Genomic DNA, 16,768 nt, shown 5'->3' on the forward strand with positions numbered 1-16,768 from the left:
GTCATGGTCGGTGCGAGGAGGCCGTGGGAAGACAGCCGGTATTCTCGTTCAATAACGCCCCCTGCGTGGCCCCGGGGGTGCCGGCCACCCCGGCCCGTGCAAACAGATGCATGGCCCAGCCCGCGCAGGCCGCCGCGCAGGCCCAGACCAGCCCCCAGCCCTGGGCCGACAGCAAGTGCGGAATGGCCAGCGGCACCAGGAAGCACACCGCGAACACCGAGGTATTGGCCATGCCCAGCGCCGTGCCCGCGCGGGCCGCGCCGGCCAGCCCGGCCAGCTGCGTGTAGGCAACGCCGTGCCAGGCGGACACGCAGATACCGCACACGCCCAGCATCACCATCAGCACCAGACCCATGGCGGGCGACACTGCCGATGCGCCCGGATGGCTGCTCCAGCTCAGGGCCGCCATGCCCGCGAACAACGCCAGGGTGAGCTGGCAGCAGGCGCGCAGAAAGGCCGGGCGGTTCTGGCGCCTGTCGGTCCAGCGGCCGCTGCAGATGCGCAGGGCCATGGAGGCGAGCTGCACGACCGACATGACGGCCGCCGCCACGCCCAGCCCCAGGTGGGCATGGTCATGCAGAAACACCGTTCCGAACGAGAGCACGGCAAACTGCGGGGCGCACAGGATGCCGATGCCGGCGGCCATGCGCCAGGCTTGCCGATCGCGCAGGGGCCCTGGCGCGGATGGCCCGGCCCGGCCTGGCGCAGCGGCCTTGCCTGAGGCCGGTGCATGCGATGGCTCCTGAATCCACAGCGCTGCAAACACCGCCGCCGCCAGGCACAGCGCCGTCAGCACGCCATAGACGGCGGCAAAGCCTGCATGCGTGGCCAGGCCGGTCAGCAAGGGGGCGCCAATGGCGCCGCCCAAGGGCACGGCGGTCTGGCGGATGCTCATGGCCAGGCCGCGCTCGCCTTCGGCAAACCAGCCCATGACGGCCCGGCCACTGGCACCGTTGACGCTGCCGCCCAGCAGCCCCACCAGCACCAGCCCGCCGGCCAGCAGGCCGAACGAAGGGATATGGTCCGGCGATGGCGAGGCCCAGAGCGCCATCGCCGCCAGGGCCAAGGCCGTGCCGCACAGGCCCAGCAGCAGCACTGGCCGGTCGCCCCAGCGGTCCGTCAGCAGGCCCCAGGGCAGTTCGCTGAGCGCAATGCCCAGGCCCATCAGCCCCAGCGCCAGGCCCAGCGTCTGCGTGTCCAGCTGGTAGCCCGAACGCATGAGGATGGCCGTCATGGGGATGCCGCTGAAAGCCACGGAAAACGCGGCGTTGGCGATGACGCCAGCGGCCAGCACCTTCCATCGGTGGCGGGGCGGGCGGGGGGAAGCCAAGGGGCTGGGATTGGCGCTGCGGCCGGCGGAAGAAGAGGTCATGGCCGGCAGTATGGTCAGCCCCAACCATCCTGAAAATCACATAATTTCGTATCTACAATCCATTTTTTCAGCACGATGAAGGCTTGGCAATGACACGTGTGCTCTATGACCTGGATGTGCTGCGCACGTTTTGCACCGGCGTCGAACTGGGCAGTTTCGCCCGCGCCGCGGACAAGCTCGGCCGCTCCACCTCGGCCGTCAGCGCCCAGCTCAAGAAGCTGGAATCCCAATGCGGCACGCCCTTGCTGCGCAAGTCCGGCCGGGGGCTGGTGCTGACGGAGGCCGGAGAAACCCTGCGCGGCTACGCGCTGCGCCTGCTCGAACTCAACGACCGCGCCGTGGCGGCCGTGCGCGGCAGCGAACTGCGGGGCCTGGTACGCCTGGGCCTGCAGGAGGACCTGGGCGAAAGCGTGCTGCCCCATGTGCTGGGGCAGTTCGCGCGCGCCCATCCCCATGTGCGCATCGAAGCCAGCGTGGCCCGCAGCGATGAACTGCGCGAGCGCATCGCCCTCGGGCAATTCGACCTGGCCCTGCTATGGGATGCGGGCGTGAACCACGCGTGCGTGCATGGGGAGCACATCATGCGGCTGCCGCTCCAGTGGATTGGCCCGGCATCCATGGACGCGGCCGACGCCGGCTGGGCACGCTGGCGCAGTGGTGCAGCGCAGGACGACGACGTGCTGCCCCTGGCCATGCTCGATGCGCCTTGCCCCTTGCGGGACATCGTGACGGCTGCGCTGGACAAGAAGGGCATGGCCTGGCGCCATGCCTTCAACAGTGCCAGCCTGTCCGCCGTCTGGGCCGCCACGGCTGCAGGCCTGGGCCTGTCCGTGCGCACGCCGTTCGGCCTGCCCGCGCACGTCAAGCCGCTGGATGCGCAGGCACTGGGCCTGCCGGCCCTGCCGTCCATGGATCTGATCCTGGGCCGTGCCACGCTCGATGCGCCAGCGCCCGTGGACCGGCTGGCCAGCATCCTGGTCGATGCGGTGCGCGAGCATATGCGCGCGCAGAAACTCGATATATAGGGCTACTTCTTCGCAACCAGGCCACTGAAGTATTCATTGAGGTCGCGGAAATCCTTCACGGTCCAGGCATGGGGCGGCACCTTCACCCCGTTTTCCCGCAAGGTCCTGGGAATCAGGTCGCCATTGGGGCGAAGAATGACGGACGAGACGATCACGCCCGGATAGTCATGGAGCCTTTTTCTGAACGCGGCGGTCGCCAGGTCGGGGGTGGGTGGATTGCTCTTGTTGGCCAGCGGGCCCGTACCCTTGGCGTCTGCCCCGTGGCACATGGCGCATCTGGACAGGTAGAGCTGCTTTCCATTGCTGTTGTCTGCAAGGCAGGGCAATGCCTGAATGCACAGCGATATTCCCAAGGATACGGCGACGATTGTTTTCATTGACTCGCGGATTTTTTGGTATGAATCTGATCCGCCGCGATCATATGGTCCTGCACGGCCGCCCACGAAAAAGCCCTGCAACGCAGGGCTTGTCAAAGAAGCAGGGCGCGCGCCCGGCTTACTTCTTGGCGTACTCGAATTTGGGCAGCGCCTTCAGCGCGTCCTTGGTGGCGCCGGGCAGCGTGATCTTGTTGTTTTCCACGCGGAACTGGTTCACCGGAATGGCCACGTCATGCTTGCCCATGCCCAGGAAGCCGCCGGCGCCGACGATGGCGTAGGAGACCGCTTTGTCGGGTGCGACGATCACGTCGTCGATCTTGCCCACGGCCTTGCCTTCCTCGTTGTAGACGCTCTTGCCCAGCACGGACTTCTTCAGGCTCCAGCCCGTGGCCACGGCCTGGACTTCGGTGGCCGCCACGCCCAAGGTGGTGGTGCCCGCCACGGGCTGTGCCCAGCTGGTCGAGGCCGTGGCTGCGATCAGCGCGGTTGCGATCAAACCCATCTTCAGCGTCTTGAGACCTGTCATAGAGAACTCCTGGAAAACAAAATTTGAAGCCCTCATTAGGAGTGCAGCCCGGCAGCGGCGAGATCGGAAAACCAAGCAAAGCCATGTCAGCCGATCCAGCGCCACGGTGAGGATACTGCCTACAGTCGTCCCGCCAATTGCCTGCGCCTGCGCCCGGCATGCCATGGCCAAGGCCCTTCATTTTCCCTGTGCGTATCGATTGCGCTCTTCGACGAATTTCCTGATTTCCGATGCCTCCATGGGCCTGCTGAAATAGTAGCCCTGTATCTCATCGAACCCCAGCGAAACCAGCAGATCGAAGACTTCGGCGCTGTCAACGCCTTCTGCCACAAGGCGGTAGCCAAGGTCCGAGGCCATGGTCATGATGGATTTGAGCACGGCCAGCGCCCGTTCATTGGTATCGACGTCGCAGACCATGGAGCGGTCTATCTTCAATATCTCGGCAGGCAGATTCTTGAGTGACGCAAGATTGGAGTAGGCGGCACCAAAATCATCCAGTGCGACCTGGATTCCGAGTTTTCTGATGTGCTGAAGCGCCTGGACCGTGCCGTGGCCTGTCAGCACATCGCTTTCGGTGCACTCGATCACGATATTTTCCAGGGCAACGCCATATTGACTGCACATGGCGTTGAGGTAGTCCGGAAAATCGACCTCGTCCAGATTGCGCGGCGAGACATTGATGGAGACCTGGAGGTCGAGACTTTCCGCTTTCCAGGCCGCAACCTGCGCCAGCGCCGTTTTGATCACGAACCGCGTCAGGCCATGGATCAACGGCGTGGCTTCCACCAGGGGGATGAATTCGCTGGGCGGGATTTCCCCCATTTCCGGGTGCTTCCAGCGGATGAGCGCCTCCAGCCCCTTGCAGCTGAAACTGCGGTTGTCGAATTTGGGCTGGTACACCAGCCGCAGCTGCCCCTTGTCCAGCGCATGCCCAAAGTCCCGCAATAGCCGATAGGATCTTCGCTGGCGGCTGTCCTCGTTCTCCTCATAGCGGTGAAGTGACCGATGGTCGTGGCCAGCCTGCTGCACGGACACCATGGCCTTGCGAATGACATCATCGACCTCGGCCTGGGCCAGGTGGAACCGCACCACGCCTGCCCGGGGCTGAAGTTCGAACCGGAGGTCGGCACTGGTGATGGGCTTTTGCAGGTGTTTCAGCAATTGTCTGACCAGGGCCTCTTCATCTTCTTGCCTGCCCGCGCTGATGATCCATGCAAACCTGGCCAGGCCCACGTGGTACACGGTTGCGTGCGGCCCCGTCATGTCCGTGACGGCCTTCGCAATGTCACGCAGGAGCTGCTCGACATAGTTAAAGCCCAGCGCATTGCTCATTTCCAGCAGGCTGCAATGGTTGATCGCTTCCATCAATACCAGGCTGCGTGCCTCCTGCGGGGCCACAATGCAAAGGCTGTTCAGGTCGCACTGGAGCTGCGAGCGATTGTGCAAGCCCGTGACCTCGTCTACTTTTCCAATGCTGTGATGGTATTGGATCTGAGCCAGCACTATCGCAGCCATGGCGGCCAGTTGCCGGCCTTGCTCTTCAGAGAAGGTTCTGGGTCGGGTATCGATGATGCACAGGCTGCCGATGGCATGGCCGGATTTCATGATCAGGGGAACGCCGGCATAGAACCTGATGTTCGGTTGGCCGGTTACCAGCGCATTGCCTGAGAACCTGCGGTCAAGGTGCGTGTCAGGAATCACCATGATTCCTTCGTTTCTGATGGTGTGGTCGCAGAAGGCGTCTGTGCGCAGGCTGCCGTCCATGTCCACACCTACGGGCGCCTTGAACCATTGCCTGTGCTCGTCCAGAACCGTGATGATGGCAATCGGCACCATGAACATCTGGCTGGTCAGCTGGGTGATGCGCTGAAATTCCCGTCTGGCGGTCATGTCCAGGATTTCAGCGGTCTGAAGTCCGAGCAGTTGCTCTTTCTCGGATTCGGTAGTCCAACGGGTGAGCATCGATTTCCTGCCTCAGTGAACCCACATCATGAAAATCCCGCTCCGCTTTGGCCTAAGGAATTACTGAACATCCAGCAGCGGCAACAGCTCCTGCAATTTCGCCAGCGCACCAGGGCCTTCCAGCTTGGAAATCGTGCCCAGATGTTCTGTATCTTCCACAATCACATAGGCCATGGACCACTTGGCGAAACGTCTTTGATCAATGCGCGTTTGCGGGAACATCGGCGTGAAGTTGATATGTCTTTCGTCGCGCGAGATGGACTCCACCAGCAAACCCAATTGCCGTGCCGGCCCTTCGACATACTGAAAGAAACGTTCCCCGTCGAAAACCAGCATGCCCGTGATCCCGGCCGACCCGTTGAAGGAGCGTGCGGTCTTGATGATGCCCGCGATGCAGGTGGTGTCGGCCCCTGGTGCCAACTGACTGTGATAGAGGAAGCACTCCAGAGAACTCTCCTGCATAACCTCGCGCCTTTCTGTGTTGTAGGCCGACGATGGTATGGCCTGCGCGGGACGGTCCACGTAGGTGTGCAACCCGTTGTTGCATATGTAACCATCCCGGCCTCCAGCGCCTGCTGCATCTGGCGCTGGTCAGCCTTGGTCTGCTGATGGGCTGGCCCATCTGCATGGGTATCTGCATGGGTGCATGGGAGCGGCGATGGCAGCCCGCTGGCTGCGGGCGCTCATGGCGAATCAGCCTTTGCGCAAATCTCCCGTACGCACCCGCGCAGCCAGCGGTGCGCAGCATCGGCATGCAGCCTGGGATGCCAGAGCAATGAAACCGTGATCTGCGGCATGGAGACCGGAAGGGGGAAGCTGTGCATTTGCGCGCGCAGGTTGCCGGTGTGTCGTTCGGGAACGCTGGCGATCAGGTCGCTGGCGCGGGCCAGGGCCAGCGCGCTGGAAAAGCCGCCGACGGTCGCAACGATCTGCCGCTGCAGGCCCAGCGCATTCAAGGCTTCATCAATGGGCCCCTTTTCCTGCCCCCGCCGGGACACCAGGATATGCCTGCCGCTCGCATAGCGCGCGGGTGTGATCTCGCCCTGGCTCAGCGGATGGCCCTGGCGCACGACGCCGATGAAACGGTCTCGGAACAGCGCCTGCGCGCGCACCTCCGGACCTATCGTGCTTGCGACAACGCCGGTTTCCAGGTCGACCGTCCCGTCGCGAAGCGGGCCGCTGTCCTTGTTGGTCTTTTGCACGAAGCAAAGCCGTACGCCGGGCGCTTGCTGGCCCACGCGGGCAATGAGGTCCGGTCCGAAATTCTCCACGAAGCCTTCGCTGGTGCGCAGCGTGAACGTGCGCACCAGTTGTCCGAGGTCGGGCTGCCCGGCAGGGCGCAGAACAGCTTCCGTGTCCTGCACCAGCTGGCTGACCCGATCGCGCAGCTCAAGCGCTCGCGGTGTGGGAACGAGACCCCGCCCGGCCCTGACCAGCAGCGGATCGCCGGTGGTCTCACGCAGCCGCGCCAGCGCCCGGCTCATTGCCGACGGGCTCAGCCGCAACCGCTGGGCCGCGCGCGCAACGTTTCCCTCCGCAAGGAGCACATCCAGGGTGACAAGCAGGTTGAGATCGGGCTTCGGCATGGATTGACCGTAGCACAGCGGGTAGCGACATGGCGTCAAACGCATGAATAAAGTGAGAGCAGTGCGCCTTCCGCCATGCCAGGCGCGGCACTAGGCTCCTGAGAACTTGAATATGGGAGTCGCCAAAGATGAAGTCCACGTCGAAACCGATCGGTGCCGGAACAGGTGGGGCAGGGGCCGGCAGTGTGCAACAGGGGCCGCCGGTCCGGTGGGTGCTGGCCAGCCTTTCGCTGTCCATGCTGCTGTCCTCGCTGGGCACCAGCATCGCCAACGTGGGATTGCCCACCTTCGCGCAGGCGTTCAACGCGTCCTTCCAGCAGGTCCAGTGGATCGTCCTGGCCTATCTGCTGGCCATCACCGCCCTGACCGTCAGCGCCGGCCGGCTTGGCGATGTCCTGGGCCGCCGACGGCTGCTGCTGGCCGGCATCGTCCTGTTCACGCTGGCCTCGGTCCTTTGCGGCCTGGCTCCCAATCTCTGGCTGCTGATTGCCGCCCGGGCGGTGCAGGGCCTGGGCGCGGCCATCATGATGGCCCTCTCCATGGCGCTGGTCGCCGAGACGGTTCCGAAGGCGAGGACCGGTAGCGCGATGGGCCTGCTCGGAACGATGTCCGCGATGGGCACCACCCTCGGTCCAGCACTCGGCGGATATCTGATCGCCGGACCCGGCTGGCGGGCCATCTTCCTCATCAACCTGCCGCTGGGCGTCCTGACATTCCTTCTCGCGCATCGATACCTGCCCGTGCATCGCCAAGGGGCGCAGGCGGATCGGGCGCGCTTCGACCACCTGGGCACCTTGCTGCTCGCTCTGACGCTTGTGGCCTATGCACTCGCCATGACGCTGGGGCGCGCAAGCTTCGGTTCGCTCAACGGGGCTTTGCTGTCGGCCGCGGCCTTCGGCGTCGTGCTCTTCGCGAGGGCCCAGGCGGCAGCCGCATCGCCATTGATCCGATTGGAGCGGTTCCGCGATCCGGGCTTCAGCGCGAGCCTGGCCATGAATGCGCTCGTCTCGACGGTGATGATGGCGACGCTGGTGGTCGGGCCGTTCTATCTGTCTCGCGGGCTCGGGCTTGACGAAACCACGGTCGGGCTCGTGATGTCGGTGGGCCCGTTCATCGCCATCCTGAGCGGTGTCCCGGCCGGCCGTGTCGTCGATCGCCTGGGCGCTGCCCCCATGGTCATCGCCGGACTCATCGCCCTGGCGGCGGGCGCATTCGCCCTGTCCGTGCTTGCGGCGATGTTCGGTGTTGCGGGCTACGTTGCCGCCATCGCCGTCCTGACCCCTGGCTACCAGCTGTTCCAGGCCGCCAACAACACGGCCGTCATGGCCGATGTCGCTGCGGACCAGCGTGGCGTGATGTCGGGCATGCTCGGGCTGTCGCGCAACCTCGGGCTCGTCACCGGGGCATCCGTGATGGGGATGGTGTTCGCGTTCGCGTCAGGGACGGCCGACATCGCCGCGGCGCATCCCGGGGCCATTGCCCACGCGATGCGGATCACGTTCGCAGTCGCGGCAGTGCTGGTCGTGGCTGCGCTCGCGATTGCGGCTGCGATTGCGGCCGCAAGCCGCGCTCCCGCGACCGGCGCGGCTACACCACGGCAGCGCTGAACGACTCCGGCAGCCGTGCAAGCAGATGGGACAGCCGTTGAAGACCGGCGTGCAGGCGTCCACGGTCCTTGATGCTGCCCAGGGAGATGCGGATGGCATTCACGGATTCGCTGCCGGTGGCGAATGCCTGCGCGGGCGTGACGGCGATGCCCTCGCTGTCGGCGGCACGTGCCAGCTGAGCGCTAGTCCAGTACCCCGGCAGCTCCAGCCATACATGCAGGCCGTCTCCGGCGCCGCTGTACCGCCCCGCCAGGATGTCCCTGGCCATCCGGTGGCGCAGGCGCGCCTCCTTGCGCACGCCGTCCATCAATTGCCCGGCCGAACCATCGAGGATCCACTGCGTGGCCAGCGCGGCCGTCACGGGGGTGGCCATCAGCGCAAAGGACCTGAGCGCCACCAGGAAGCGCTGGCGTTCATGCGGGTCGCGCATGAGCACGAAGGCCACGCGCAGGCCGGGCGTCAGGCATTTGGACAGGGTCGAGATGTAGTACACCTGCTGCGGGGCGAATGCGGCAATGGGCGGCGGCGGGGCGTCGGCCAGCAGCCAGTAGGGGTCGTCCTCGACGATGCGCACCTGGCAGCGCCTGGCCACGCTGGCCAGCTGCTTGCGCCGGCCTTCCGACATGGTGATGGCGGTCGGGTTCTGCAGTGTCGGATTGAGGTAGACCAGCGCCGGCCTGTGCTCGCGGCAGGCCTGCTCCAGCATCTCCGGCACCATCCCCTGCCTGTCCGCCTGCACCGCCAGGATGCGCCGGCCGAACTGGGCCGCTGCGGCACGCAGGCCGGGATAGCTGGCGGGCTCCGCCAGGATCACGTCGCCCGGCGCGGTCAGCGCAAGAATCAGGGCGGCGATCGCCGCCTGCGCCCCGGGGCAGACAACGATCTGCCGGTCATCCAGACTTCCAAACATCGGCTCCAGCCATTGGGCTGCGGCCTTGCGGTCGGAATCGCTGCCCCCGCCCAGGTGGTAGGTCATCAGCAGCTGGGCATCGGCCCTCATCAATACCTGCGACAAGCCCTGTTTGAGCATGTCGTCGAAGTCCACGCCCTCGGGCGGTGGCGGGGTGTTCATGCTCAGGTCGAGCACCGAGCTCCATTCGACCTTCGGCGCCGCGACATAGGTGCCTCGCGCGCCGCGTCCCTCCAGCAGGTGGCGCCGCCGGGCCTCGTCGTAGGCGCGGGTGATGGTCGTCAGGTCCACATCCAGCTGCGCTGCCAGCAGGCGCTGCGGAGGCAGGCGGTCACCCGGTTTCAGCGATCCGTCCGCCACCGCTGCCTGCAAGGCATCCGCAATCTGCAGAAAACGGGGGCCGCGCTGCACGGCAAGGCGCGGCAGCCAGCTTGGCAAAGAGTCATCTTGCATGGTTTTCAGCAGCGATGTTGGGGTCCATGTATGGAAATTGCTTTTGGGTAGTATGCGCCACAAGGTGTGGCAGCACCGTGCTTGCATGGCCGTCGCTGACGCTCTGCCTCTCATGTCCGGGAGGGGGGCTCCCCACCGTGGACAGTGCCAAGTCATTGGCTGGAAGTTCTCAAAATGATCGATTGGATCCCCGTAGTCTTCGTCACGTTCAAGGCGCTCGTGTTCGGCACGGCCATGTTCTTCGCCATCAAGTGGCATTACGACCAAGGCAAGAAGAAGGGGGCGGACAGGCGCGAGCTGCTCATTGCGGGCGGCAAGATCGCTGCCGTCTTCACGCTGCTGCTGCTGTGCGTGCTGGCCTTCACCTTCGGCCTTGCCAGGATGCTCGGCATGGATCTGAGCCTTCCCTGAGGGCAGGCACTGGCGGGCCTCAGTGCACGGGCCGGTTCAGCCGCCTGCTCGCCCTGGATATCGCGTAGTTCACAAGGCAGTAGAGCACCGCCACCACAAGGTACACGGGCACCAGCGCGTGGTAGTTGGCAATGAGCACCTTGGCGTTCTGCATGAGCTCGCCGTAGGTGACGATGTAGCCGAAGGTGGTGTCCTTGACCACGATGACCAGTTGCGCGACCAGCGCCGGCACGATGAAGCGCACCGCCTGGGGGAAGACGACGAACCGGAAGACCTGGACCTCGGTCAGTCCCAGGCTTCGCGCGGCATCGGTCTGGCCGCGTGGCACGGCAAGCACGCCCGCGCGGTAGACCTCGGCCACCACGGCGGCGGTGCTCAGGCCTATGGGCAGGGTCAGCATCCAGTAGGTGCTCAGCTTGATGCCGGCGGCGGGCAGCACCAGAAAGCACACATAGATCAGCAGCAGCGTGGGCGTGCCGCGCAGGAATTCGATGACGGCGACGCTGGGCCAGCGCACGATGCGGGGCCGCGCCAGGCGCCCCGCCAGCAGCACCAGCCCCAGGGCCAGCGCAATCACGGCGGCCATGGCCGACGATGCCAGCGTGCCGAGCAGGCCCTTGGCCAGAAAGGCCCAGGTGGTGGGCCAGGCGAAGAATTCCCAGAACCGGGCCTCGAGCTGGCCTGCCGAATGAAAGCGCAGCGCGATGCCCGCGGCCAGCGCCAGCAGCAGGGCCGCCGCGATCAGGCTGGCCACCTGCGTGACCCGCTGGGCCTGCGGGCTGGGTGCGCCAAACAGAATGTCTTCCAGAGAACGGCTCATCGCAGTATCCGCAGCTTCTTTTCCAGGATGGCGCCCGCCCAGGCGATCAGCAATCCGGTGGCCACGTACATCGCGGCGGCCACGGCGAAGGCGGCCATGCCGGCAGCGGAGTCGTTGGCGATCTTGGACACGAGCGAGGTGAGTTCCCGGCCCGCCAGCGGCACCTGGGATGCCAGCGAGGTGGACAGCATCAGCGCAATGAGCAGCGACGTCATGGGCTGCACCACCGAGCGCAGCGCCTGCGGCAGCACCACGGCCGAGATGATCTGCATGGGCCGCATGCCCAGGCTGAGCGCGGCCTCGATCTGGCTGCCGGCGATGGTGTTGATGCCCGCGCGCAGATAGTCCGCCGTGAACGCGGAACACACCAGCGCCAGGGCCAGGACCACGCTGGGCTCATAGTCGATCACGACGTTGAGATCGGGCAGCGCGAACACGATGAAGATCAGCAGCGCCACGCTGGGGATGTTGCGGAAGATCTCGACGTAGCCCGTCAGCACGAAGCGCAGCGGCGGCAGCGGAAGCAACCTGAGCACCGTGACGACCACGCCCAGCAGGAAGCCGGGCAGGAACGAGAACGCGGTGAGCTTCCAGGTCAGCAAGAGGGCCTGCCAGAAGGCAGGCCCGTGGTCGGCGAGGAGTCTGAAGACGTCACCCATCGCTCAGGGCAGGGCGGGCGGCGTGGGAACGGCCGTGCTGCCGGTGCGCTGGCCGATGGAGATGGTCCACAGCTTGGCCCAGGTGCCGTCGGCTTCGATTTTCTTCAGGAAGGCATTGATGAAGGCCACGCCGTCCGAGCCCTTGGGCAGGCCGATGCCATAGGAATCCTGCGTGCCGAAGGGCGCGCCCGCCAGCCGCGCGTCGCCGGTGCCCAGGCTCAGGGTGTTGAGCAGCAGGGTGTAGTCGGTCACATAGGCGTCCACGCGGCCCTGGCGCAGGGAGTCCAGCGCTTCCTGGTGCGTCTGGAACTCCTGCACGACCGCCTTGGGCGCGTGCTGCGCCAGGATGGCAGGCCCCGTGGAGCCGGCCTGCGTGGCGACCTTCTTGCCGCCCAGATCGCTGTACGACTGCACGGTCTTGTTGCTTGCCTTGACCAGCACCCCGGCCTGCGAGGTGTAGTAGGGGCCGGCAAACGAGATCTTCTCGGCACGGGCGGGGGTGATGGAGTAGGTGGCAATCACCATGTCCGCCTGGTTGTTGATCAGCACCTGCTCGCGCGTGGACGAGGTGACCTGCGCGAACTGGTACTTGGACGCATCGCCCAGGATGTAGCGCGTGAGCAGCTGGGCCAGGCCTGCGTCGAAGCCGCGGATCTTGCCGTCCTTCTCGTTGAGCAGGGAAAACAGATTGGAGGTCTGGGTGCTGCCCAGGCGCAGCGTGCCGGCCTGCTTGATCTTGCTGGCCCAGGTGCTCGATGCGATGGTCGCGGCGTCGGCGACGGGGCCTTGCGCAATCAGGGCGTCGAACGCCGCTGTGTTCAGGGGCGCGCCCTGCGCAAAGAGCGAACCGCTGCCCACGATCGCCAGTGCCACCACGGTGGATTTCAGAATGGATTGGATCGGCATGGGGTCTTCCTGCTGGGTCTGTGATGTAAATCTGGGGATGGCTGCCAGGGGCAAGGGCCGATTATGGCGACTCGCGGCCCTTGCCGCCGCACAAGGGCTCAGGCCCCGGCCACGCGCTGCCCCGGCGCAATGGTGGGGGGCGCGGCGTTGAGCGTCTCGATCGCAAAGCCGGCAGCGGCCTTGTACCGGGCCATGAAGCCCTCGCGCTCCTCGCGTGGCAGCACCTCGTCGATGTCGTCGAAGACGCCGCCGCAGCGCTCGTCCACCAGCCCCAGCAGGCCGAAGGGGCCGGCCCCCCGGTTGCGCAGCACCAGCGCCGAGAGGTCCTTGCACAGCTTGTCGTCATAGGCGCGCAGCGCCTGCGGGCCCACGCCGTGGGCAAGGAACTGTGCACCCAGCACGCGCGCGTCCACGATGGCCTGGCTGGCGCCGTTGGAGCCCACCGGGTACATCACATGCGCCGCATCGCCCAGCAAGGCCACGCGGCCGTCCACCCAGGTGGGCACGGGGTCGCGGTCGATCATGGGGTACTCGAAGACATCCGTGGCGCCGCGCAGCATGGCCGGCACGTCCAGCCAGCCGTAGTCCCAGCCGTCGAAGTGGTGGATGAATTCCTCCAGCGCCACGCGCCGGTTCCAGTCGCCCTGCCGCCAGCCGCCCTGGTTGTCCACCGTGATCTCGGCGATCCAGTTGATGGTGGCCAGGCCCGTGACGGGGTCCGGCGGCGTGATGGGGTACAGCACCACGCGATGGCGCAGCGAGCCCACGCCCACGAAGGATGCGCCGGTGCGCACCGGCACCCCGGGCGTGGTGCCGCGCCACATGATGGCGCCGCCCCACTGTATGGGCGGCTGCGTGGGGTGCATCTGCGCGCGCACGGCCGAGTGCAGGCCATCGGCCGCCACCAGCAGCGAGCCCTGCACCTCCAGCCGCTGGCCATCGCGGGTGTCGATGAGGGCGGTCACGCCCTCGGCATCCTGCCGGTAGCCCACCACGCGCCGGCCCAGCTGCACGGCGTCGTCGCCCAGGCGCTGCCTGACGGCGTTGAACAGCATCATCTGCAGCTGCCCGCGGTGCACCGCGTACTGCGGCCAGCGGTAGCCGGCCTGCAGCCCGCGCGGCTCGGCATACACCTCGTTGCCGTTGCGCCCGACCAGCGCCCATTCCCGGGCCTGCAGGCCGATGGTGTCCAGCACATCGTTGCCGAAACCCAGGTCATGCAGTTCCCGCACCGCGTTCGGCTGCAGGTTGATGCCCACGCCCAGCGGCTGCAACTGCGCCACCGACTCGAACACGATGCAGGGCACGCCGATCTGGTGCAGCGTGAGGGCAGTGGCCATGCCACCGATGCCGCCGCCGGCAATGAGCACGGGGCGGGATGGATTGTGGTGTGAAGCAGCAGCAGACATGCCGGGATTGTCCATGCAATGGCTGCGGGCGGATGTCCCATCTGCGGCGCGTGCATGGCGCAAACAATGTATGATGACCATCATGCGAAACACCAATTCCAGCACCCGGGCTTCCGCCAAGGAGGCCACGCATGAGCGCATCGTCTCCGTGGCGGCGCGTGCCATCCGCCGCAGCGGCTATGGCGGCACCGGGGTGGCGGACATCATGAAGGAGGCGGGCCTGACGCATGGCGCCTTCTACGCCCACTTCGCCTCGCGCGATGCCATGCTGGCGGAAGCGGCGGGCAAGGCCTGCGCGGAGTCCTGTGCCGCCGTCGCCGACGTGGTGGCCAAGGCGCCGCCCGGCATGGCACTGCATGCCATGCTGGCCACCTATCTTTCCAAGGAACATGTCCAGCGCGCCGAGGTGGGCTGCCCCCTGGCGGCCCTGGGTTCCGAGACCTCGCGCCAGGCGCCGGAGGTGCGCCGCGTGGCCACGGGCCACATCAAGGAAATGGTCGATCTCATCACCCGCCAATCACCGGACTGGGGGCAGCCCGGTGCCCACGAGCGCGCTCTCGTCACCTTGTCCACCATGGTCGGCAGCCTGCTGCTGGCTCGGGCGGTGGATGATCCGGCCCTGTCCGACAGCCTGCGCGAGGCAGCACTCAAGCACCTGGCGCCAGCCAACCAGTGATGGCGCATGCCCAGTGCATGTGCCAGGATTTTTTTTGCCGTTACATATGATGATCATCATATAAAGGAAGACCATGAAGGCATTTGTTCTGGAAAGCTATGGAGCGAACCGCGCCTTGCAGCTGGCAGACGTACCCGAGCCGCAGCTGCGTGACGACGAAGTCCTGGTCCAGGTCCATGCCGCAGGCGTGAACCAGCTGGACTCCAAGATCAAGGATGGGCAATTCAAGCTCATCCTGCCCTATCGCCTGCCCCTGATCCTGGGCCACGACGTGGCCGGCGTGGTGGTCAAGGCCGGCCCGCGCGTGCGGCAGTTCAAGCCCGGTGACGAGGTCTATGCACGCACGGACGATTTCCGGATCGGCACGTTCGCGGAGTTCGTGCCGGTCAAGGAGTCGTCGCTGGCGCCAAAACCCAAGGGGCTCACGATGGAAGAGGCCGCCTCCATCCCCCTGGTGGGCCTGACGGCCTGGCAGGCACTGGTGGAGACAGCGAAGCTGACGAAGGGGCAAGGGGTCTTCATCCAGGCTGGCTCCGGGGGCGTGGGCACGTTCGCCATCCAGCTGGCCAGGCACCTGGGCGCCACCGTTGCCACCACCACAAGCGCTGCCAACTTCGAACTGGTCAGGAGCCTGGGTGCGGATGTCGTCATCGACTACCGCACGCAGGACTTCGAGGATGTCCTGCACGACTACGACGTGGTGCTCAACAGCCAGGACGGCAAGACGCTTGGCAAATCCCTGCGCGTGCTCAAGGGCGGCGCGAAGCTGATCTCCATCTCCGGCCCGCCCGATCCCGCATTTGGCAGAAACATCGCGGCGCCCGCATTCGTGCGGCTGGTGATGCGGCTGCTCAGCTCCGGCATCAGGCGGCGGGCGCGAGGCCGTGGCATTGACTACTCCTTTCTCTTCATGAAGGCCGACGGCGCCCAGCTGCGCGAGATCACCCGCCTCATCGAGGCGGGCGCCATCCGCCCGGTCGTGGACAAGGTCTTCGCATTCGAGTCCACCAACGAGGCCCTTGCCTATGCCGAAGCCGGCCACGCAAAGGGCAAGGTCGTCATCAAGATCCGTTGAATCTGTTTCCCCCCACCCCTGGAGTGCTCCATGAAAATTGAAAACGCTGTTGTTCTCGTCACCGGTGCCAATCGCGGCATCGGCCTGGCTTTCGCACGCGAGCTGCTTGCCCGTGGCGCCCGCAAGGTCTACGCCGGCGCGCGCGACCCCGCCACCGTCACCCAGCCCGGCGTGCATGCCCTGCAGCTGGACGTGAACCGCCCGCAGGACGTGGCCGCCGCCGCAGCGCAGGCGTCGGACGTCACGCTGGTGATCAACAACGCCGGCATCGCGCAGCCCGGCGGCTTTCTGGCGCCCGACAGCGAAGAGGTCGCCAGGCGCATCTTCGAGACCAACTTCTTCGCCGTGCTGCGCATGAGCCAGGCCTTTGCGCCGGTTCTCAAGGCCAACGGCGGCGGGGCCTTGCTCAATGTGCTGTCGGTGGCCTCCTGGGTCAATGGCGGCGAACTGGCCGCCTACTCGGCCAGCAAGTCGGCCGCCTGGTCGCTTACCAACGCCCTGCGCAGCGAGCTTGCAGGGCAGAAGACACAGGTGCTGGGCCTGCACATGGCCTATGTCGATACCGACCTCACGCGCGGGCTTGACGCACCGAAGTCCAGCCCCGAGGACATCGTCAGCCGCGCGCTGGACGGACTGGAGGCCGGGCTCGATGAAGTGCTGGCCGACGAGCTCACCCAGCAGGTCAAGCGCGGCATGACGGCGGCCCGGCCAAGCTATCTGCCGCAGGGCGCCTGAGCCTGGATGACCGCCGCAGCCCGTGGCCGGACCATCAACACAGGCCGGGCCATGAAGTGCGCGCCATGGCAGATCGCCGTGCTCTCCCCGGGCGTGTGCCTGGGAATCTGCGGCCAGTGCAACGCAGGGCTGACTGTGGTGCTGAGTACGGCGCTGAGTGTGGGCTGAACGCAGGCTGACTGGCGCGCTGGCGCGTCAGCTGCTGCCGTCCAGCCCGGGCGCCGGCCGGCGCTCAAGCAGTTGCGCCATGGCCCGGGCA

Annotated in this window: 18 protein-coding genes; 7 read left to right on the forward strand and 11 right to left on the reverse strand. The window is 66.1% G+C overall.

Going from position 1 to position 16,768, the window contains the following annotated elements; translation table 11 throughout:
* Position 1: 1 nt before the first annotated feature.
* Complete coding sequence (locus tag L995_RS10775; RefSeq protein ID WP_047471577.1) at positions 2-1,372, reverse strand: MFS transporter; 1,371 nt, start codon at positions 1,370-1,372, stop codon at positions 2-4.
* A gap of 89 nt (positions 1,373-1,461) precedes the next feature.
* On the opposite strand from L995_RS10775, the gene L995_RS10780 reads away from it, so the two are divergent.
* Complete coding sequence (locus L995_RS10780; RefSeq protein ID WP_016446398.1) at positions 1,462-2,397, forward strand: LysR substrate-binding domain-containing protein; 936 nt, start codon at positions 1,462-1,464, stop codon at positions 2,395-2,397.
* A gap of 2 nt (positions 2,398-2,399) precedes the next feature.
* Here the strand turns inward: L995_RS10780 and L995_RS10785 are convergent, their stop codons facing one another.
* The 5 genes from L995_RS10785 to L995_RS10805 all read right to left on the reverse strand — a co-directional run bounded on the left by L995_RS10785 (position 2,400) and on the right by L995_RS10805 (position 6,848).
* Complete coding sequence (locus L995_RS10785; RefSeq protein WP_016446397.1) at positions 2,400-2,774, reverse strand: c-type cytochrome; 375 nt, start codon at positions 2,772-2,774, stop codon at positions 2,400-2,402.
* Between the two features lie 118 nt (positions 2,775-2,892).
* The gene (locus L995_RS10790; RefSeq protein WP_016446396.1) at positions 2,893-3,300 is read right to left on the reverse strand and encodes a PRC-barrel domain-containing protein; all 408 of its coding nucleotides are present in this window, start codon (positions 3,298-3,300) and stop codon (positions 2,893-2,895) included.
* Between the two features lie 177 nt (positions 3,301-3,477).
* Positions 3,478-5,262 carry a putative bifunctional diguanylate cyclase/phosphodiesterase gene (locus tag L995_RS10795; RefSeq protein WP_047471557.1) on the reverse strand — a complete coding sequence of 595 codons (1,785 nt, stop codon included), beginning with the start codon at positions 5,260-5,262 and terminating at the stop codon, positions 3,478-3,480.
* A gap of 60 nt (positions 5,263-5,322) precedes the next feature.
* Positions 5,323-5,796, reverse strand: a complete 474-nt coding sequence (locus L995_RS10800; protein WP_231574409.1) for a BLUF domain-containing protein — start codon at positions 5,794-5,796, stop codon at positions 5,323-5,325.
* Between the two features lie 149 nt (positions 5,797-5,945).
* Positions 5,946-6,848 carry a LysR family transcriptional regulator gene (locus L995_RS10805; protein ID WP_016451465.1) on the reverse strand — a complete coding sequence of 301 codons (903 nt, stop codon included), beginning with the start codon at positions 6,846-6,848 and terminating at the stop codon, positions 5,946-5,948.
* Positions 6,849-6,976: 128 nt separating this feature from the next.
* Here L995_RS10805 and L995_RS10810 point away from each other — a divergent pair, with 128 nt between their 5' ends.
* The gene (locus L995_RS10810; RefSeq protein WP_047471559.1) at positions 6,977-8,455 is read left to right on the forward strand and encodes an MFS transporter; all 1,479 of its coding nucleotides are present in this window, start codon (positions 6,977-6,979) and stop codon (positions 8,453-8,455) included.
* On the opposite strand, the gene L995_RS10815 is transcribed toward L995_RS10810, so the two are convergent.
* Complete coding sequence (locus L995_RS10815; protein WP_016446391.1) at positions 8,436-9,818, reverse strand: aminotransferase-like domain-containing protein; 1,383 nt, start codon at positions 9,816-9,818, stop codon at positions 8,436-8,438. The genes L995_RS10810 and L995_RS10815 overlap by 20 nt on opposite strands.
* Positions 9,819-9,992: 174 nt before the next feature.
* On the opposite strand from L995_RS10815, the gene L995_RS10820 reads away from it, so the two are divergent.
* On the forward strand, positions 9,993-10,229 hold the full coding sequence (locus L995_RS10820; RefSeq protein ID WP_016446390.1) for a hypothetical protein: 237 nt from the start codon (positions 9,993-9,995) through the stop codon (positions 10,227-10,229).
* Between the two features lie 19 nt (positions 10,230-10,248).
* Here L995_RS10820 and L995_RS10825 read toward each other — a convergent pair whose 3' ends face one another.
* From L995_RS10825 to L995_RS10840, 4 genes are all read right to left on the reverse strand, one after another.
* The gene (locus tag L995_RS10825; RefSeq protein WP_047471562.1) at positions 10,249-11,049 is read right to left on the reverse strand and encodes an amino acid ABC transporter permease; all 801 of its coding nucleotides are present in this window, start codon (positions 11,047-11,049) and stop codon (positions 10,249-10,251) included.
* Entirely contained in the window at positions 11,046-11,708 is a 663-nt protein-coding gene (locus L995_RS10830) for an amino acid ABC transporter permease (RefSeq protein ID WP_047471564.1), read from the reverse strand. Before L995_RS10830 ends, L995_RS10825 begins: the two co-directional genes overlap by 4 nt.
* Positions 11,709-11,711: 3 nt before the next feature.
* Complete coding sequence (locus tag L995_RS10835; protein ID WP_016446387.1) at positions 11,712-12,614, reverse strand: glutamate ABC transporter substrate-binding protein; 903 nt, start codon at positions 12,612-12,614, stop codon at positions 11,712-11,714.
* Between the two features lie 98 nt (positions 12,615-12,712).
* Entirely contained in the window at positions 12,713-14,023 is a 1,311-nt protein-coding gene (locus tag L995_RS10840) for a flavin-dependent oxidoreductase (protein ID WP_047327558.1), read from the reverse strand.
* Positions 14,024-14,093: 70 nt separating this feature from the next.
* On the opposite strand from L995_RS10840, the gene L995_RS10845 reads away from it, so the two are divergent.
* The 4 genes from L995_RS10845 to L995_RS34890 all read left to right on the forward strand — a co-directional run bounded on the left by L995_RS10845 (position 14,094) and on the right by L995_RS34890 (position 16,677).
* Positions 14,094-14,699 (forward strand): TetR/AcrR family transcriptional regulator, encoded by a 606-nt coding sequence (locus L995_RS10845; protein WP_047471566.1) that lies wholly within the window; start codon positions 14,094-14,096, stop codon positions 14,697-14,699.
* 73 nt (positions 14,700-14,772) lie between these two features.
* Positions 14,773-15,774 carry an NADP-dependent oxidoreductase gene (locus tag L995_RS10850; RefSeq protein ID WP_047471568.1) on the forward strand — a complete coding sequence of 334 codons (1,002 nt, stop codon included), beginning with the start codon at positions 14,773-14,775 and terminating at the stop codon, positions 15,772-15,774.
* A gap of 30 nt (positions 15,775-15,804) precedes the next feature.
* A complete protein-coding gene (locus tag L995_RS10855; protein ID WP_016446383.1) occupies positions 15,805-16,509 on the forward strand; it encodes an SDR family oxidoreductase in 705 nt (234 codons plus the stop codon).
* A 6-nt stretch (positions 16,510-16,515) separates the two neighbouring features.
* Positions 16,516-16,677, forward strand: a complete 162-nt coding sequence (locus L995_RS34890) for a hypothetical protein (RefSeq protein WP_156136031.1) — start codon at positions 16,516-16,518, stop codon at positions 16,675-16,677.
* Positions 16,678-16,768: the final 91 nt, after the last annotated feature.

The sequence above is a fragment of the Delftia sp. ZNC0008 genome (assembly GCF_000799035.1).
GTDB lineage: Bacteria > Pseudomonadota > Gammaproteobacteria > Burkholderiales > Burkholderiaceae_C > Comamonas > Comamonas tsuruhatensis.

Coding starts and splice junctions, on each gene's coding strand:
- L995_RS10775 (WP_047471577.1), bottom strand. CDS start 1,372: ATGACCTCTTCTTCCGCCGGCCGCAGCGCCAATCCCAGCCCCTTGGCT.
- L995_RS10780 (WP_016446398.1), top strand. CDS start 1,462: ATGACACGTGTGCTCTATGACCTGGATGTGCTGCGCACGTTTTGCACC.
- L995_RS10785 (WP_016446397.1), bottom strand. CDS start 2,774: ATGAAAACAATCGTCGCCGTATCCTTGGGAATATCGCTGTGCATTCAG.
- L995_RS10790 (WP_016446396.1), bottom strand. CDS start 3,300: ATGACAGGTCTCAAGACGCTGAAGATGGGTTTGATCGCAACCGCGCTG.
- L995_RS10795 (WP_047471557.1), bottom strand. CDS start 5,262: ATGCTCACCCGTTGGACTACCGAATCCGAGAAAGAGCAACTGCTCGGA.
- L995_RS10805 (WP_016451465.1), bottom strand. CDS start 6,848: ATGCCGAAGCCCGATCTCAACCTGCTTGTCACCCTGGATGTGCTCCTT.
- L995_RS10810 (WP_047471559.1), top strand. CDS start 6,977: ATGAAGTCCACGTCGAAACCGATCGGTGCCGGAACAGGTGGGGCAGGG.
- L995_RS10815 (WP_016446391.1), bottom strand. CDS start 9,818: ATGCAAGATGACTCTTTGCCAAGCTGGCTGCCGCGCCTTGCCGTGCAG.
- L995_RS10820 (WP_016446390.1), top strand. CDS start 9,993: ATGATCGATTGGATCCCCGTAGTCTTCGTCACGTTCAAGGCGCTCGTG.
- L995_RS10825 (WP_047471562.1), bottom strand. CDS start 11,049: ATGAGCCGTTCTCTGGAAGACATTCTGTTTGGCGCACCCAGCCCGCAG.
- L995_RS10830 (WP_047471564.1), bottom strand. CDS start 11,708: ATGGGTGACGTCTTCAGACTCCTCGCCGACCACGGGCCTGCCTTCTGG.
- L995_RS10835 (WP_016446387.1), bottom strand. CDS start 12,614: ATGCCGATCCAATCCATTCTGAAATCCACCGTGGTGGCACTGGCGATC.
- L995_RS10840 (WP_047327558.1), bottom strand. CDS start 14,023: ATGTCTGCTGCTGCTTCACACCACAATCCATCCCGCCCCGTGCTCATT.
- L995_RS10845 (WP_047471566.1), top strand. CDS start 14,094: ATGATGACCATCATGCGAAACACCAATTCCAGCACCCGGGCTTCCGCC.
- L995_RS10850 (WP_047471568.1), top strand. CDS start 14,773: ATGAAGGCATTTGTTCTGGAAAGCTATGGAGCGAACCGCGCCTTGCAG.
- L995_RS10855 (WP_016446383.1), top strand. CDS start 15,805: ATGAAAATTGAAAACGCTGTTGTTCTCGTCACCGGTGCCAATCGCGGC.
- L995_RS34890 (WP_156136031.1), top strand. CDS start 16,516: ATGACCGCCGCAGCCCGTGGCCGGACCATCAACACAGGCCGGGCCATG.